This window comes from Microcoleus sp. w2-18bC1 (assembly GCF_036700365.1).
In the GTDB taxonomy this organism is placed as follows: domain Bacteria; phylum Cyanobacteriota; class Cyanobacteriia; order Cyanobacteriales; family Microcoleaceae; genus Microcoleus.
The window spans coordinates 1-17,830 of record NZ_JAUBOS010000068.1 but is presented as its reverse complement, the minus strand read 5'-3'; the positions used below and the strand labels follow the sequence as shown (position 1 = coordinate 17,830).

Genomic DNA, 17,830 nt, shown 5'->3' with positions numbered 1-17,830 from the left:
TTAATTTAATGTTTAATTTAAAATCGAGTTTAACCTTAAGGACTGCTGCATGACATTTCTAGTTAGGGATAATTTTGACTCGGAAAACGCCAAGGATATCGCACAATGCGAGAGTACAAATCCCAGAATTGGCAAAGTGCGACTTTTACAAACAGCATTGGTACTGCTTAGCAGCTTTTTTGTAGCAGAGTTAATCGCCGCACTTAATTCTCATAGTTTGTCCCTATTAGCAGATGCGGGTCACGTTTTTTCAGATGTAGCAGCTTTAGCAATAACTTTGACAGCGACTTGGTACTCCTCAGTAAAACGCAAAAGTAAATCCGTAGATTGTACGATCGCACAATCCTCAATCCCTGAACGAGGAGAAATCATTGCTGCTTTAATTAATAGTATAAGTTTAGTAGCGATCGCCCTTTGGATTGCAGCAGAGTCGATCGCCCGTTTGCAGTCCCCAACTCCCGAAGTAGAAGGACTGCCGATGTTAATTACCGCCATAGTTGGTTTAAGCATCAACTCGATTAATGCTTGTTGCTTGCATTCCTGCTGTCACGGTGACTTGAACCTCAAAAGCGCCTTTCTGCACGCAGTCGCCGACATATTTTCCTCGGTTGGAGTAATTTTAGCTGCGATCGCTGTGGCTTGGTTGCACTGGAATTGGGCTGACGGCTTGATTAGCTTGCTGGTGTCAGCATCAATTATTTTATTAACTCTACCATTGCTAATCGAAAGCATCCAATTGCTGCTAGGAAAAGTATCAGCAATATCAGCCAGTCAACCGCCTTGTGACTGCGAAAAAGTGAGCGCCGAAAAATTGCTTTTTCCATCCCTCGAAGAACTTATTAAATGAAAATGTCTCAAGCCACTCGCTATGGGCTGGCTTTCCTAATTCCCAATTCCCCCATGCTTCCAAAATATTAAGGCAATTTCACTTCAGTCTCCTGAGTGATAACTACTGGTGGCGAGAGAGGCGGTTGAGATTCTGCCACATTCAACTGACCACCACAACAACGCAACTCGTAAAGTTTGGCATTAATTTGATACTCATATTGACTCAATAACCTTGCATAAATATAGCCAGCTTTTCCATCCAAAAAGCCGAGCTGAATGAAGTAAAATAAAATAAATCTGAGCATGGGTTTAAAAGGCAGCCGCACCCAAACTTTTTTTAGAAAGCGTTTCCGCTGCACTGCATCTCCAAATAAGTGAGCGCCAATAGTACCGCTGTCGTCGCGCCCTTCAATAATATTGTAATAAACGCGAGCTTCCCAATTAGAATAGCGGTTGTGCCGTTCTATCCAGTGAAATAAATCGCGGTAATCCTCGTGGATCATGTCATTTTTTAAGTAGCCGACTTGACCCGCTAAAATTACGTGTTCGTGAACTTCGTTGTCGCCAGTATTGGGGACGGATTCAGTGCCGAGGTTTTCGTAACGGCCTTTTTGATGCTTGAACAAACGCAAATTCCAGTCGGGATATCGGCCACCGTAACGCAGCCACTGACCTAAAAATAAGACTTTGCGGTTGAGGTAGTAGCCGTCAAAATTGGGGTCTTCGATCGCCTGCGCGATTTCGTCCCAAAGTTCCGGCGGAATGCGCTCGTCGCAATCGACAATTAATACCCATTCGTTGCGAAAGGGCAGATTGTCCAATGACCAATTTTTCTTTTTCGGCCAGCGGTTGTCAAAGTAAAACTGCACAACTTTTGCGCCGGTGCTGATGGCAATTTCTACCGTGCGATCGCTACTTTGGGAATCAACCATGAAAACTTCATCCGCCCTGGCAATGCTGGCCAGACACGCAGGTAGATTAAGTTCTTCGTCTTTTGCCGGAATGAGAACTGAAACCGGAATCTTGGATGAACTAGATGTCATAATCGAGTGCTTGAACCTGAATGCGGTCGAGTTTTGGTGGATGAAGTGCGATCGGCACAGCCGCGCCAACGAGTTGAGCAGCGAGGGATATTGCCTATAGCCTAATACCTAGTGGTCGATTTCGGTGCAAAAATCAGGCCGCGGATGGCTGCGCTCAAATAACCGATTTGACCCCAGGCAAAAACGAAATTTTCAAAACGCAGCGCCGGATCTCTAATATATTTAAAAGACTTCCAGACACCCCTCAAGATTCTTTCACCCCCCCGCCCAAGCTGAGCAATACCGGCTCGATCGGACAATTGTTCGCGATAACACTCGCTGATGCCTTGCCACCACCCGCGCTGTAGAAACCAAGCTTTGTTGAGCCTTTCTGTCGCGACATGGTGAAGCACCAGGGCCTCCGGTAGATAAACTACTTGCCAACCTAACTCTAAAGCTAATTCTGTGGCCCGCAACTCTTCATTTGACAGCAATTTTGTGCCGACTCTACCGAGTTTGGCATCGAAGCCGCCAATTTGTTCGAGAAAAGCGCGCCTGATCGAGTAGTTTACCCCCCTGGGAGTCAAACCGGGAGCAGTCACGTACAGGCAAGTATCGCCTAAATCATATGCTCCCAAGTTCTGGGTCAATCCCGCTGACAGCCATTGGGGCGGGGAGACTCCACAAGGCCAGAGCACATTGACTTTGCCACCAGCTACGGCGAGTTTTTGATTGCTTTGATAAGCCGCGTGCAGCACCCTGAGCCAATTCGGCTCAGCAATAGCGTCGTCGTCGAGATAAGCTAATATTTCACTGCGAGCTTGCTTAGCGCCGGTATTCCGGGCTACTGACAGACCGATTTCCGGTTCCCAGACGTACTTGAGGCGCCGATCGCCCTGTCTTGCTTCTACCACCTCGCGGGTGCGCGAAATCGAACTTTCGGGGCTGGCATAATCGCTAGAAGCGTTATCCACTACTACTACTTCAAAGTTGTCGGGAAAATCCTGTACCAGCAAGCTGTCGATCGCCCCACCTAAATAGGCGGCGCGATTGTGGGTGCAAATAATCGCTGATATCTGAGGATGATCTGGCATAAATAACAGCTTGGGAAATACGGGGGTTCTCGATCGACTTACTCTGATATTGTCTCATCAATGCTATTATCGCTTAAAAAGCATTTGGTAGTTGGCCGTTTAAATCATAATTGGTAATTGCTAATTGGGAATTGGCAATTGGGAATTATGTTTAATCCTTTGTATGTGACCACGCCCAAAGAAGGGAGACAATCCCGCAACATTAGTCGTGAGCAGCCCAAAAATTTTAACCAAACTTCAATCTCCCAAAATCATTTGTTGTGGAGTAAATCTAAAATCTAAAATCTAAAATTTAAAATCGACTGACTAATGACTAACTCAGAACCCACCACATCTAGACAATTAATCTTAGTAACTGGGCCGGCCCGAAGCGGCAAAAGTGAATGGGCCGAAACTCTGGCGGCGGGTTCGGGAAAACAAGTAATCTATGTGGCTACCGGTCAGGTTGATGAAGCCGATTTGGAGTGGCTTCGTCGCCTCGATCAGCACCGAAATCGCCGTCCTGTTGATTGGACAACTCTAGAAGTGCCGATCGAATTATCGGCTGTTGTGCGGGCCAGCAAGCCCTCAGATTGCTTGTTAATTGATTCTCTGGGAACTTGGACAGCAAATCTTTTGGAACAAGAAGCGGCTGTTTGGGCTACTACGCAGCAAGATTTGCTCGCTAGTTTGAAGTCGGCGGCGGCTGATGTAATTTTGGTAGGGGAAGAAACCGGATGGGGCGTTGTGCCTGCTTATCCGGCGGGGCGGCTGTTTCGCGATCGCCTCGGTACTCTCGTGCGCCACATCGGGGCGATCGCGGATAATGTTTATCTCGCCACCGGAGGTTACGCCTTGGATCTAAGGGCTCTGGGTACCCCGCTGCCACCCGTAGCGAAAAATTAACAGCCGGAGTCGCGATCGACAAGAGAGAAAAAATATCGGTTTCCCGATAGACAATTTTAACTGAAACTCAGGTATAATTTTAACTAAGATTGACAACTCAAGAGTCACATAAATTAGTCAAAAAACATACTCCCTAGGGCGAAGCGCAGAATAATTTGACATGAGGAATAGCCAAATTGGGAAAATATGTAAAAGATAAAGTGTCTCTTAAGAAAGAGTGAGGATTTCCCATTAAAATCTAAAATAATCAATTAGTTGAAAGGTTGACTAAAAGTTATGGCATCAGATAGTGAAGTAAGAAAATATATTGCTTACTGGTTTCAGTTAGGCAAAAAAGTATTAATTCGCAACGGTTCCGAAGCGCTGCTGCCCAAATCGGTAAATGCGGGCGATCGTTACAGCCAGGAATTTGAAGACTGCTGGCAAAAAATCATCTCCCGCGACAGCGGAGACTGTTACCTCGAAGGCACAAACGAAACAATTGCCCAACTGCTGACACCAGCTTGGGAAATCAGTCCCTGCGCGCGCTGCGCTATGCCCGTAGTGTTCCAACAAACCGGAATGCCCCCGGAGTTCTGTCCCTGTAACGACTTACCGAACTGGCCCGATACCGAAATGCCCCAACCTCGATCGCCCGTCAGCAGCCAATCGCAACTATCAGGCATTCGCGATCGACTCCAAAGATCCAGCGGGGAGTAAGTATATAAGAAGGAAGAAGGGTCTTCTTCCTTAAATTGTTACAATATATTTACAATGCTTCACACTAGGTCTGATTTATGAATGTCAAGACAGTATCGCCAGCCTCCCCGCAAACTTATGCAAATTCAGGGACTCAGGCTGTACTCGGCAATCTCCAAGATGCAAATACAATTCCCCTGCAAGCAGTACCAGTATCACTAGAGACGGAGGTCGCCACTCCCGAACCGCTCAAATCAGCCAGAGACATAGCTTTCGAGTTAGCCGGAGATGCTGTTCGGTACGATCCAGTGGCGATCGCAGCCCTGTACCGAAATCGACCCCTACAAGTTTGGGGAAGGCTGTCGAGCGTTGTTTGGACATTTTTTAGCTTTGCCTTCAGTGTGTGGTTCGACGGCAAAACAGGTCGTACCGCCACCAACGAAAAGCGTCGCGCCGTCCGACTGCGGGAAATTCTCGGCCAACTCGGCCCAGCTTTCATCAAAATCGGACAAGCACTTTCAACACGCCCCGACTTAGTACCGCCAGTATATTTAGAAGAACTAACAACGCTGCAAGACCAATTGCCAGCATTTCCCAACGAAGTAGCATATCAATTCATCCAAGAAGAATTGGGAGCCCACCCCAAAGACATCTACGCAGAAATCACCCCCGATCCGATCGCCGCAGCATCTCTCGGACAAGTTTACAAAGGCAAACTCAAAACCGGAGAAACAGTCGCAATCAAAGTCCAGCGACCAGGTTTAGCCGAAAACATCGGCTTAGATATCTACATCCTCCGGCGTCTTGCAGTTTGGGCACAAAACAACTTCAAAATAATTCGCAGTGACCTCGCAGCCATTATGGACGAGTTGGGCGAGCGCATTTACGAAGAAATGGACTACACCCACGAAGGTCAAAATGCCGAACGGTTTGCCCAACTCTACGGCCACATCAAAGACATTTACGTTCCCAGCATCTACTGGGAATATACCCGCCGTCGCGTCTTAACAATGGAGTGGATCACCGGCATCAAACTCACGAATTTAGAGGCCGTTAAAGCTCAAGGAATCGACGCTCCTTACTTAATTGAAGTGGGGGTGCAGTGCTCTCTCAGACAACTTCTCGAACACGGTTTCTTTCACGCCGACCCGCATCCCGGCAATCTTTTGGCAACTCCTGACGGTCAATTAGCTTATCTCGATTTCGGGATGATGAGCGAAGTTAAACCTTATCAGCGATACGGCTTGTTGGAAGCGGTGGTGCATTTGGTGAACCGCGACTTTGAAGGTTTAGCAAAAGATTATGTCAAGTTGGAATTTTTAACGCCCGATACGGATTTGACGCCAATTATTCCAGCTTTGGCGGGCGTTTTTAACAATGCTTTGGGTGCTAGCGTTGCCGAACTGAATTTCAAAAGCATTACTGACGAACTCTCGGCCGTAATGTACGAATATCCTTTCCGAGTTCCAGCTTACTATGCTTTGATTATTCGATCGCTCGTTACGTTAGAAGGGATTGCCATTAATGTCGATCCAGAATTCAAAGTGTTGAGCAAAGCTTATCCTTACGTAGCAAAACGGCTGTTGAGCGACCCCGCACCGGAATTGAGAGCATCCCTGCAAGATTTGCTGTTCAAACAAGGCGAATTCCGCTGGAACCGCTTAGAAAACTTGCTCAACAATGCCCGTGAGAGCGACGATTACGATGTCAGCAAAATCTTGAACCAAGCATTAGAATATTTATTTTCCGAAAGAGGAGATTTCATTCGCGATCGTATTGTCCTGGAATTAGTCAAAAGTCTGGACACACTTTCCACCAACGCTTTTGCTAACGCCAAAGCTGTAGTCGGCGAATGGTTTGGAGTCAAGGCAAATCAACCTGTGGTTTCACCAACTGAACAAAAAAACTTAGAACACATCAAGCGGATTTGGGATATTTTGCAATCAACTCCCGGTTTTGACACGATGAAAGTATTGCAGCTTCTTCCGCAGTTGTTGGTGAAACCGGAAGTGCAGAATATGGGGCAGAAAGTAGTCGGCGGTTTAGCTCAAAGAGCTGTTGCTAGGGTAATTCGTGAGTTTTTGCTTTCGCAGGAACCGGAGGCGATTCCCGTGAATGGAAGCTACCCTAAAACTTCGCCTCAGTTGTCTTTGCCTGCGGCGAAGTAGTGGGATGGGGATGTTTTTTGACCGCAGATATTAGCAGATAAACACAGATGAACGCAGATGAAATTTCGTCTGCGTTCTTTTAATTAAGTTAATGCTGTAGCTGCTGGTAATATCGTTTCTGGTAGCATCGGAATTATATCATGTCCGATCGATCTACCTCGATTTTTGTAGGGGTTTCCCTCACCAAGAATATCTGCCAATAATTGACAATCTCAAAAACCCGCCCGATCGGCATATTATAATTAATTGATCGCACATGATATTAATAGACATTGGGTTCCCAGAGATTTTCTGGGCATTTCTACATCGCAGAGTTAATCATGGGTAGTGTCGCTTGAACTCAGAAGATCGATCGACAAATCAGGTAAAATCCAAAATTGCGTTAAGAGGTGATAATGGAACCTCTGAGCTACCGCCCCTGAGCTACCTATGGTGGAACTATGAATGCAGTCGAAATCGAAGAAGCAGTTTCCAGGCTGGCTGAAGCGCCCTTTGACTCGGAAGAGTTCCCCTTTGCCTTCCTCGAAGCCTTTGGTAACAAGCCGACGACTCTCAAGCGGCTCAAAAGCAAAAGCGGTGGCTCCAACCAATCGGATCTCGGTGGCGTGCTCCAGCGTAACAATATCCATGTGAAGGTTTGCCCGGAAGGCGAGGTGACAAACACCCTCACGGCCTTGCGGGATAGTGCGGCGACGGCTCGGTATAAGGTTAAGTTTATCCTGGCCACCGATGGCAAAAGTTTTGAGGCGGAAAACCTCGCTGATGGGGAGATAGTCGCTTGCGATTACCCGGACTTTCACAACCATTTCGGTTTTTTCCTGCCCTTGGCGGGCATTACGACAGTCAAGCAGATCCGGGAGAATGCCTTTGATATCAAGGCTACGGGGCGCCTCAACCGCCTGTATGTGGAGCTGCTGAAGGAGAACCCGGAGTGGGACAAGGCCGATCGCCGGGAAGCGTTAAATCACTTCATGGCGCGACTAATCTTCTGTTTCTTTGCGGAGGATACGAATATCTTTCACAGCAATGCCCTCTTCACTGCCACCATCGAACAAATGAGTGCGAGTGATTCGTCGAATACGCACGAGGTGCTGTCGGAGATGTTTCGGGCGATGTGTACGCCGCTTAAGGATCGGGAGGCGGCGAAGATTCGGAATTGGGCAGATGGATTCCCCTATGTGAATGGAGGGCTGTTTTCGGGCGGGGTGGCGGTGCCGCGTTTTAGCAAGATTGCCCGATCGTACCTGCTTCATGTTGGCAATCTGGACTGGACAAAGATTAATCCCGATATTTTCGGCTCGATGATTCAGGCGGTGGCGGATGATGAGGAGCGGGGTGCGTTGGGGATGCACTATACGAGTGTGCCCAATATCCTCAAGGTGTTGAATCCGCTGTTTTTGGATGATTTGCGGGAGCAATTGGAGGCAGCGGGGGAGAATGCCCGTAAGTTGCTGAATTTGCGGCAACGGATAGCGCGAATTCGGGTGTTCGATCCGGCTTGTGGATCGGGGAATTTTCTGGTGATTGCGTATAAGAAGATGAGGGAAATTGAGGCGGAGATTAATCGTCTTCGGGGTGAGCCCGATCGCAAATCTGATATCCCGCTGACGAATTTTCGGGGAATTGAATTGCGTCACTTTTCCTGTGAGATTGCGCGGTTGGCGTTGATTATTGCGGAGTATCAATGTGATGTGATGTATCGAGGGCCAAAGCTGGCGCTGGCGGAGTTTTTGCCACTGAAGGATGATAACTGGATTACCTGTGGGAATGCGTTGCGGTTGGATTGGTTGAGTCTTTGTCCGCCGACAGGGACAGGGGTGAAGGTGCAGCGGGAGGATTTGGATTTGTTTGGCGAGACGCGGGAAGTGGCGGAGATTGATTTTGAGAATGAGGGCGGAGAAACTTATATCTGCGGAAATCCTCCGTATTTAGGGGGAAAAAGCCAGACAAAAGAGCAGAAGGAAGAATTATTAAATACGTTTGGGTCTAAAAGTAAAATTGGAGAACTCGACTATGTTACTGGATGGCTAAGAAAAGGTGCAGAGTATTTGATTCAAAATGACGCTCGCGTTGCCTTTGTTGTAACCAACTCAGTTAACCAGGGTGCTCAAGTTCATCAATTATGGCCTCAAATTTTTGAGCTAGGTGTTGAAATATTTTTTGCTCATCGAGACTTTAAATGGGCTAATAATGCAAGTCGAAATGCCGCTGTAATTTGCTCTATCATTGGACTTAAACTGAGAAACAGTGAAATAAAGAATCTTTTCGGCAATAATCTTGCTCAAAAAGTTTCCTGCATTGGTCCATACTTAATTCCCGGAAATGAAACAATTGTAAAACAAGCCCTTGAGCCAATTTCAGAATTAATGCCAATTATTACGGGCAATAGTCCATATGATGGAGGAAATCTAATGCTATCAGGACAAGAAAAATTGGATATAGTACAACGTTTTCCTGAAGCTAATCATCTCATCAAAAATGTCTATGGTGCTAGAGACTATATTAATGGAGAACAACGTTATTGTCTTTGGATTGATGATGAAAACATAGATATAGCAAATAGTATTCCCGAAATCAAAGAGAGAATTGAAAAAGTTCTTGAATTTCGCTCTGGTGGCGGAGAAGTTGCAAAAGGTTTAACTAATTTTTCGCATAGATTCCGTTATACACATCAAGCTAAAAAACATTTAATTATTGCTCCTAGGGTTTCGTCAGAGCGTCGATATTATATTCCTTTCGGCTTGCTTTCTAAGAACTGTATTGTGAGTGATTCAGCCCAAGCAATATACGATGCGGAACTTTGGCACTTAGCAATTTTACTAAGTTTGATACATATGTCATGGGTTCGTGTTGTTGCGGGCAAGTTAAAGACTGATTTGCGGTATTCTTCAGCCCTTTGTTACAACACCTTCCCCGTCCCCACCCTCACCGACCAAAACAAAGCCGACCTCACCCGCTGCGCCGAAGATATCCTGCTAGCGCGAGAGCACTATTTCCCAGCCACGATCGCGGATATGTACGATCGCGATCGTATGGATACCGAATTCCCTCTGGTTAGGGAAGCGCACGATCGTAATGACGAAATCCTGGAACGAATCTACATTGGTCGCCGCTTCAAAAACGACACCGAACGCCTCGAAAAACTGTTTGAATTGTACACAAAAATGACCAGTCAGCCAGCGCCCCTCAACAAGTCTGCCAAACGTAAAACCAAAGGAGAAAAATGATGATGGCAAAAGATTTAACTTCATCGCCACTCGATCGCCAAAATATCCTCAACAATCGCTATGCCCTAGAAAAAATAGAAGAATACTTGGGATTAGGAGGCACTTACTATGAAGAAGAACTGCTATTTACCAAACAACAACTGATTGAAATTTTCGGTATCAGCGAAAGTACAATTGAAAAGTATCTATCCAGTCACAACGATGAGCTGAAGACTAATGGCTATAGGGTGCTACGAGGTCAGAAACTTCGAGAGTTCAAGACTTTGATGGATGCTACCGTAACTGATTACGGTACCAAAACCACAGTCTTAGGGGTTTTCACCTTCCGGGCGACTCTAAATCTAGCAATGGTGCTAGTGGAGAGCGATCGGGCCCGTGCAATTCGATCGCGCATCTTAGATATAGTCATTGACGTAATGGCAGAACGGGCAGGCGGACATACCAAATACATTAACCAGAGAGATAACAATTACTTACCAGCAGTCTATCAAGAATTTAGCTATCGTAAAACCTTTACCGATGCCCTTGATAATTACCTCGACATGGGTAAATTTAAGTATGGCATTTACACCAACAAAGTGTATCAGATTGTTTTCCGAGAGAAAGCCGAAGAATATAAGCAGATATTAAGTTTGGGTAAAAACGATTGTCCCCGTGATACCATGTATGCCGAAGTTCTCATCGCCATTGCCAGTCTAGAGAATGGTTTGGCAGCAGAATTGAAAGCCGAGTCAGAAAAGGTGGGACGAAAGCTGAAACAAAAAGAGGTTGATTCGCTATTGGAAGCGGCAGAGGAAAACCCCTATCTAAAACCCATTATTGAAGATGCCCGCATCAAAATGGCCAGTCGCGATCTAGGCTTTCGGGATGCTCTGCATCAACAATTAGAAGCGTATATCCAAAGTGTTCCAGAGAGCGACTTTGAGAAATTTTTAGGAGAAACCAGCCGTTCTTTAGAAGAGCAACTTTCCGATCCGGCTCTTTTGGCTGTATTTAAGCGATTGAAGGATCGGTAAGTTATGGCAGCAGCTTTTTTTTACTTTGACATTCATTATGCGATCGAGCTGCATGATTGGATTATCGAAAAATCAGGGGGCTTTCCGGGTTCTAATAATCCGAGTCTACTAGAGAGCGCATTAGAACATATTCAAAACGATCTCTATTATCCTGAGATTCACCACAAATTAACTCACCTAGTTTTTGCTGTCAACAAGTTTCATGCTTTTTATGACGGAAATAAACGCTCTAGTATTGCATTGGGAGCTTATTTTCTAAAGCTCAATGGTTACGATTTTGTGGTAATAAAGTTTGTCCTAGAAATGGAAAATATCGCCGTCTGGGTAGCAGAAGGAAAACTTTCTAAAGAGTTTTCATGTGAACTGATTGAGTCTCTTATTTTCGAGGAAGATTTCAGTGAAGAACTTAAGTTTAAGTTGGCGCTTGCTGTCATGGGCGATATTGATTCTAATGGTTAGCTTAGCTAGAGCAGAGTCGTTACCTCCCTTTTTGGGCGTAAAAGTGCTTATACCAATTTTAAAAAAGAATGCAACAGTATTCTTGTTCCCCCCCTTGGCAAGGGGGGGCTAGGGGGGGGTCGAAGAGTGTTGCACGATTGTAGAGAAATGGTATTAAATGCAAATCCACATGACGAAGCTCCAAAGCTTAAAACCCTTATGAATGAAGGATTTAAGTGCTTAAAAGCAAATGGGAGTCACCCCGAAACCATGCCCCCCAACCTCCGCGCAGACCACGCTACCCCAAAGAAGTCGCTGCTCGATCGTAATGACGAAATCCTGGAACGAATCTACATCGGTCGCCGCTTCAAAAACGACACCGAACGCCTCGAAAAACTGTTTGAATTGTATACAAAGATGACCAGTCAGCCAGCACTGCCAAAAAAATCCGCCAAACCTAAAGGAGGTAAATGAGGAGAAGTGCGATGGCTGCGCCCCGGCTTGCGCCTACGAGCTACCAAAATGACCCGTTAAATACAGAATGTTAAAATCAGACTAGCCCCTTATAGCCAAACAAGCCAATGCTAACCCTAGACCAACTCATTTCAGAAGCCACTGCATTACCAGATGCAGCCAAGGCTATCCTCATTGACAAAATTGTGGAGAGCATGGAAAGACAAATCGATCGAGATATTTTATTAGAAGGCGTGCAGAAAGCTCAAGAACGCATTGCCGAAATTGATAGCGGCGCAGTTCAAACCATTCCCGGAGATATTGCCTTAGCCCAAATACGGCAACTTGCACAGCAATGAAATATGAATTTCACCCAGTCGCCTTGCAAGAATATGCAGAGGCTGTGCAATCTAGACTTGAAGGGTTTTACGAATATCGTCGATTTAACTAACTGGCTTCAGCAAAAGAATTAAAAATTCTCAACTATCTCATAATCAAGCCGACCATATTCCCGCCTCGACTGAATGAAGCGAATTCTTGAGAACATACTAAGTAAATAATTACATGGACATTAATGCCTCTATCATTGACCAACGATTAGCATCAGTCGTTAACGAGATTCGTCAAAAGTCCGCCGAAGAATTGCACATCCAAGATGAAGGTAAAATCAAGTCTCTCGCATTTGTATACCTATGTGTTAGAACCATCTTGGATTTAGAAGATGACGACGCTTTCGAGTGCCTGACCGAAGGATCTGGTGACTTTGGCGTAGATGCCATGCACATTTCCGAAGAGTATGATGGTGAATTTACAGTTAGCTTGTTTCAAGCAAAATACAAAAACAAGCTAGCAGGAGATTCTAACTTTCCCCAAGAAGGCATTGAAAGTTTAATCAACGCAATTCAATACTTATTTAATCCAGCAGCTAGACTAGAACATATTAATCAACGACTGCTCGCAAAAGTCGAAGAAGCTCGTAGTTTGATTCGGGATGGTTACATCCCACAGGTTCGGGCATTAGCCTGTAACAATGGCCTAAATTGGAATGCGTCTGCACAGGAAGCTATTGAACGCACTGGCTTCGGCAGTCAAGTTACGTGGGAGCATATTAATCATGAACGCTTGGTCAAAATTCTGCAAGCTTCCAAACCCGTAAAAGATTCTTTGCAACTAAGTGGCAAGGCGATCGTTGAAGATATGGAATTTAGCCGAGTATTAGTTGGCAGAATTTCCGTCACCGAAATCGCATCACTAATTGAACGACATGGTGAACGATTATTAGAGCGGAATATTCGTCGTTACTTAGGCTTGCAAGGTAATCGCGTCAATGAGGCTATTAGAAACACTTTAACCAGCAATGAGAAGAACAATTTCTACTTTTACAATAATGGGATAACCCTAACTTGTGAAAACTTTTCGTACAACGCTTTGCAAGATGGTAATTATCAGGTGCGTGTCGAAAATTTACAAATTATCAATGGAGGTCAAACCTGTCTGACCATATTCAAAACTTTGCGTGACAACAATTTGCTTCATGAAAATGCCCAAGCTTATGTTCTGCTTCGGCTTTATCAATTACCTCATGAAAACGAAAGTTTAGTTCAAAGAATCACTTATGCTACTAATAGTCAAAATCCCGTAGATCTTAAAGATTTACGCGCTAATGACGAACTCCAGCAAAGACTGGAAATAGATATTCAGCAATTAGGATTCAATTACCGCCGGAAGCGTTCTGATTCTAGTACCCGTCCGATAGATATTACTTCAGGAGTAGCTGCTGAAGCCATACTATCTGTTTGGCGAGAAAAGCCTCATCAAGCAAAATTCTTCTCGCGCGAGCATTTCGGAAAACTTTATGACGCAATTTTCACCGACCAATTGAGCGGATCGCAAGTTGTAATTGCCGTTCAGCTTTACAGAATTGCAGAAAATCGTCGCAAAAGACCAAATCCTGCCGATCCAGATGTTGTTCGCTATGCTTCATGCTTTATTGCCATGCAGATGGGACGCAAGCTTCTTGCTGATTTGAATATTCAGATGAAAGACATTAGCCATCAGAATTTTAAATCTGCACAGCATCTGATTGAACAAAATAGCGAAGCCTATTTCGATGCCTCAGTACAGGATATTCAACGTGCGCTGCAAGATCTTTATGGGGAACAAGAGATTTCCTTACAGCAGCTATCTGCAACCTTTCGGCGTGGCGATTTAATCAGTAGACTTTGACTTACCAAAATGAATGTCCGATAAGTGCTACCGAACAGCCTGTCAATCGCAAAACCAAAGTTTACCACCCATGAGCAAGCCGATCGCGATTCCCTCAGTTTCCGTCACCTACGCCCAGGATGGCACCTCCACCCGCCCCAACGCCCTCGGTATGCGCCCCATGCAAGAACGCGCCTACCAAAAGCGCGGCGAACAATACCTCCTGATCAAATCGCCCCCCGCCTCCGGCAAAAGTCGTGCATTGATGTTTATCGCCCTGGACAAACTAGAGAACCAGAACCTCAAACAAGCTATCATCGTCGTGCCAGAAAAGGCGATCGGCTCCAGCTTCCACGATGAGCCGCTGAGTCAGTTTGGCTTTTGGGCCGATTGGCAAATTGAACCGAAGTGGAATCTCTGCGACGCACCGGGAAACGACGGCGGCAAAGTGGGCGCGGTGCAGAAGTTTCTAGCCAGCGGTGCCAAGATTCTGGTCTGCACTCACGCCACATTCCGCTTTGCCGTGGACAAATTCGGTATCGAAGTCTTAGACGATCGCCTGATCGCCATAGACGAATTTCACCATGTTTCGTCCAACCCAGACAACAAGCTGGGCGATCGTGTCCGCCAACTCATGGCCCGCGACAAAACCCACATCATAGCCATGACCGGCTCCTACTTTCGCGGCGATGCCGAAGCCGTCTTGCACCCCGAAGACGAATCCCGATTCGATACCGTCACCTACACCTACTACGAACAGCTCAACGGCTACCAATACCTCAAGCAACTCGACATTGGCTACTACTTCTACGCGGGTAGCTACACCGACGAAATCGTGCAGGTGCTAAACCCCAAAGAGAAAACCATCCTGCACATTCCCAACGTCAACTCCCGCGAAAGTACGAAGGACAAGATCCGCGAGGTGGAGCACATCATCGAGGAACTGGGCGAATGGCAAGGCACCGACCCCAAGACGGGATTTCAACTGGTTAAAACCGCCGACGGCACGATTCTCAAAATCGCCGATCTCGTAGACGACGACCCCACCAAACGGGATAAAGTCGCCACCGCCCTAAAAGACCCCACCCATAAGAACAATCGCGATCGTGTGGACATCATTATCGCCCTCGGCATGGCGAAAGAAGGTTTTGATTGGATCTGGTGCGAACACGCCCTGACGATCGGCTACCGCTCCAGTTTGACAGAGATTATTCAGATTATCGGTCGTGCCACCCGCGATGCACCAGGGAAAACCCGCGCTCGGTTCACCAACCTGATTGCCGAGCCGGATGCCGCCGAATCTGCCGTCACCGAGGCAGTGAACGACACGCTCAAAGCCATTGCAGCCAGCCTACTGATGGAGCAAGTGCTCGCGCCACGCTTCGAGTTCAAACCCAAGCGCCCCGACAATCAACCAACACCGGGCTTCGACTACGGGGAAGATGGTTACAATCCTGGCAAGTGCAACGTGGGCATCAATCCAGAGAGAGGCCTGATTCAAATGGAAATTAAGGGATTAGCCGAACCCAAGAGCCCGGAAGCCGAACGCATCTGCCGCGAAGACTTGACCGAACTGGTGACGGCATTTGTCCAAGATAAGCCCGCGATCGAGCGCGGCCTATTTGATGAAGAACTGGTGCCAGAAGAACTAACCCAAGTTCGCATGGGCAAAATCGTCAAAGAGAAGTTCCCAAATCTAGAAGCGGAAGATCGAGAAGCCGTCCGCCAACACGCGATCGCCGCCCTAACCCTTGTCCAGCAAGCTAAAAAAACCATGAACGAAAGTGGTGGGCAGTACGCCACAAATCCTGGTGGTGGGGAAGCAGTGAAAAACACCTCACTCCTCGATGGGGTGAGGAAGTTCGCCCTATCGGTAACAGACCTCGATATGGATCTGATCGATCGCATCAATCCCTTTGGCGAAGCCTATGCCATCCTGGCTAAGTCCATGAGCGAAGAACGGCTGAAGCAGGTGGCAGAAGTCATTGCGGCTAAGCGAGTAACCCTTAGCGTGGAAGAAGCGCGGGAATTAGCCAAACGGGCGCTGCGGTTCAAGCAAGAAAAAGGCAGGTTGCCCTCTCTCACAGCAGTCGATCCCTGGGAAAAACGGATGGCAGAAGGAGTTGCCTTCCTGCAACGCAAAGTGAAGGAGGAAACTAATGCCTAAGTACACCACCGATGATGATTTGGAATTGCTGGGTGAATTGGGCATGGACATGACCCCCGAACCCTCCGGCCAGCGTTCTGCCAGAGAAGAGCGGATCATCGCAGGCTTTGAGGAGATCGAGCGGTTTGTGGAAGAATATGGCAGACTGCCCCAGCATGGGGAAGATCGGGATATCTTCGAGCGGCTTTATGCAGTACGGCTCGATCGCCTGCGAGAATCGGAGGAATGTCGCGCCGTCTTGGAACCGCTAGACTCACGCGGACTGTTAGATGCTGAGACTGATGCCAGCCTGATCACAGAAAGCAATCTGACAGATGAAGCACTGCTGGCCTCCCTGGGAGTCGATGCAGCCTCAGAGAACGACGTTACCCAGCTTACTCATGTGCGATCGCGCAGCGAAATCAAAGCAGCCGAGGAAATCGCCCAACGTACTCCCTGCCAGGACTTTGATGAATTCAAACCCATCTTTGACAAAGTGCAACGGCAATTGCAGTCGGGGGAACGGCAAACCATCAAATACCAGGACTATGCGGCTGTAAAGGAAGGTGATTTGTTCATCCTTGATGGGCAGAAGGTGATGGTGGTCGATATGGGTGAGCCATTTGTCAGCGACTATGGGCGATCGGACTGCCGGCTGAGGGTGGTTTATGACAATGCCACCGAGAGCGATTTGCTGTTGCGATCGCTCCAGCGTGCTTTAAATAAAGACAAGGCCAGCCGCCGCATCACCACCCCAGATTTCGGCCCTCTATTTTCCCATATTGAAGCAGCAGACGACTTACCAACGGGCTATATTTACGTGCTCAGGAGCCAATCGGATCATCCCTTCATTGCCGAGAATCGGTTTATTATTCACAAGATCGGCGTCACCGGAGGAGACGTAAAAAGCCGAATTGCCAACGCCAAGAAAGACCCCACCTATCTGCTAGCAGATGTGGAAATCGTCGCAACATTCAAACTGGCAAATATGAACCGGAAGCGACTTGAGGCACTCCTTCAGAAGTTCTTCGCCAGCGCTCGATTGGATTTGGAATTACAGGATCGCTTCGGTATACCAGTGCAGCCAAGGGAGTGGTTCTTCGTTCCACTAGAAGCCATTGAAGAGGCGATCGAAAAAATCAAGGAAGGAACCCTCGATCAATTCCGGTACGATCTGGAAACAGCAAAGCTCACGCGATCGTAAGGCTCGATCACAACAATAGCTAATATCAAATCCCGTAGCATAATTATTCATATCTCTCTTCTCTCCCTCTGTGTCCTCTGTGTTCTCTGCGGTTAAATCATGACCAGGCAACGGTCAACGATACAACCCGGATTTGATATTACAAACCGAAAAAACTGCAAAAAACCCGGTTTCTTGAAGAAACCAGGTTTTTATCTATTCGATCGCCCTCAAGCAAATCTACAATTACTACAAGGTAGAAGTGCCACTTAAATCGCTACTTGTTGGTAGCTGAATGGGACTAGGATTCGCATTGAGTAAGAGGTCAGCTTCCTGACCAGAAGGATTAGCAGTAGGAGCGATCGCACTACCAACAGTCGTCGCTGTCAAAGGAATAATTGGCTGAGTTTGAGCCCACATTCCGCAGATATTCAAGCAGAGGTAAAGGAAGATAGATTTGGCAACAATAAACTCCCAAACGATTGCA

General features: G+C 46.8%; 16 protein-coding genes. 13 read left to right on the top strand and 3 right to left on the bottom strand.

The window, feature by feature from the left end; genetic code table 11:
• The first annotated feature begins 49 nt into the window (after positions 1–49).
• Positions 50–847 carry a cation diffusion facilitator family transporter gene (locus tag QT979_RS24240; protein ID WP_333311920.1) on the top strand — a complete coding sequence of 266 codons (798 nt, stop codon included), beginning with the start codon at positions 50–52 and terminating at the stop codon, positions 845–847.
• Positions 848–914: 67 nt separating this feature from the next.
• Here QT979_RS24240 and QT979_RS24235 read toward each other — a convergent pair whose 3' ends face one another.
• Positions 915–1,832 (bottom strand): glycosyltransferase family 2 protein, encoded by a 918-nt coding sequence (locus QT979_RS24235; protein WP_333311929.1) that lies wholly within the window; start codon positions 1,830–1,832, stop codon positions 915–917.
• Here QT979_RS24235 and QT979_RS24230 point away from each other — a divergent pair.
• The gene (locus tag QT979_RS24230) at positions 1,759–1,971 is read left to right on the top strand and encodes a hypothetical protein (RefSeq protein WP_333094623.1); all 213 of its coding nucleotides are present in this window, start codon (positions 1,759–1,761) and stop codon (positions 1,969–1,971) included. The genes QT979_RS24235 and QT979_RS24230 overlap by 74 nt on opposite strands.
• A gap of 1 nt (position 1,972) precedes the next feature.
• On the opposite strand, the gene QT979_RS24225 is transcribed toward QT979_RS24230, so the two are convergent.
• Positions 1,973–2,944: a glycosyltransferase gene (locus QT979_RS24225; protein WP_333311919.1), complete on the bottom strand. Its 972-nt coding sequence runs from the start codon at positions 2,942–2,944 to the stop codon at positions 1,973–1,975.
• A gap of 309 nt (positions 2,945–3,253) precedes the next feature.
• Here QT979_RS24225 and cobU point away from each other — a divergent pair, with 309 nt between their 5' ends.
• From cobU to QT979_RS24170, 11 genes are all read left to right on the top strand, one after another.
• The gene (gene cobU / locus QT979_RS24220; RefSeq protein ID WP_333211935.1) at positions 3,254–3,829 is read left to right on the top strand and encodes a bifunctional adenosylcobinamide kinase/adenosylcobinamide-phosphate guanylyltransferase; all 576 of its coding nucleotides are present in this window, start codon (positions 3,254–3,256) and stop codon (positions 3,827–3,829) included.
• 276 nt (positions 3,830–4,105) lie between these two features.
• On the top strand, positions 4,106–4,528 hold the full coding sequence (locus QT979_RS24215; RefSeq protein ID WP_333115533.1) for a hypothetical protein: 423 nt from the start codon (positions 4,106–4,108) through the stop codon (positions 4,526–4,528).
• A 77-nt stretch (positions 4,529–4,605) separates the two neighbouring features.
• Positions 4,606–6,675 (top strand): AarF/ABC1/UbiB kinase family protein, encoded by a 2,070-nt coding sequence (locus QT979_RS24210; protein ID WP_333311918.1) that lies wholly within the window; start codon positions 4,606–4,608, stop codon positions 6,673–6,675.
• Positions 6,676–7,115: 440 nt separating this feature from the next.
• On the top strand, positions 7,116–9,902 hold the full coding sequence (locus QT979_RS24205) for a DNA methyltransferase (RefSeq protein WP_333311917.1): 2,787 nt from the start codon (positions 7,116–7,118) through the stop codon (positions 9,900–9,902).
• Positions 9,899–10,918, top strand: a complete 1,020-nt coding sequence (locus tag QT979_RS24200; RefSeq protein ID WP_333311916.1) for a DNA-binding protein — start codon at positions 9,899–9,901, stop codon at positions 10,916–10,918. Before QT979_RS24205 ends, QT979_RS24200 begins: the two co-directional genes overlap by 4 nt.
• A gap of 3 nt (positions 10,919–10,921) precedes the next feature.
• On the top strand, positions 10,922–11,377 hold the full coding sequence (locus tag QT979_RS24195; protein ID WP_333311915.1) for a type II toxin-antitoxin system death-on-curing family toxin: 456 nt from the start codon (positions 10,922–10,924) through the stop codon (positions 11,375–11,377).
• 198 nt (positions 11,378–11,575) lie between these two features.
• Entirely contained in the window at positions 11,576–11,830 is a 255-nt protein-coding gene (locus QT979_RS24190; protein ID WP_333311914.1) for a type IIL restriction-modification enzyme MmeI, read from the top strand.
• A 107-nt stretch (positions 11,831–11,937) separates the two neighbouring features.
• Complete coding sequence (locus QT979_RS24185; protein ID WP_333053276.1) at positions 11,938–12,168, top strand: addiction module protein; 231 nt, start codon at positions 11,938–11,940, stop codon at positions 12,166–12,168.
• A 205-nt stretch (positions 12,169–12,373) separates the two neighbouring features.
• The gene (locus tag QT979_RS24180) at positions 12,374–14,035 is read left to right on the top strand and encodes an AIPR family protein (RefSeq protein WP_333311913.1); all 1,662 of its coding nucleotides are present in this window, start codon (positions 12,374–12,376) and stop codon (positions 14,033–14,035) included.
• Between the two features lie 70 nt (positions 14,036–14,105).
• A complete protein-coding gene (locus QT979_RS24175; protein WP_333311912.1) occupies positions 14,106–16,181 on the top strand; it encodes a DEAD/DEAH box helicase in 2,076 nt (691 codons plus the stop codon).
• On the top strand, positions 16,174–17,364 hold the full coding sequence (locus tag QT979_RS24170; RefSeq protein ID WP_333311911.1) for a GIY-YIG nuclease family protein: 1,191 nt from the start codon (positions 16,174–16,176) through the stop codon (positions 17,362–17,364). The genes QT979_RS24175 and QT979_RS24170 overlap by 8 nt, the downstream gene beginning before the upstream one ends.
• Positions 17,365–17,592: 228 nt before the next feature.
• Here QT979_RS24170 and QT979_RS24165 read toward each other — a convergent pair.
• Positions 17,593–17,830, bottom strand: a 238-nt coding sequence (locus QT979_RS24165; protein ID WP_333311910.1) for a hypothetical protein, incomplete at its 5' end; no start/stop codon positions are given.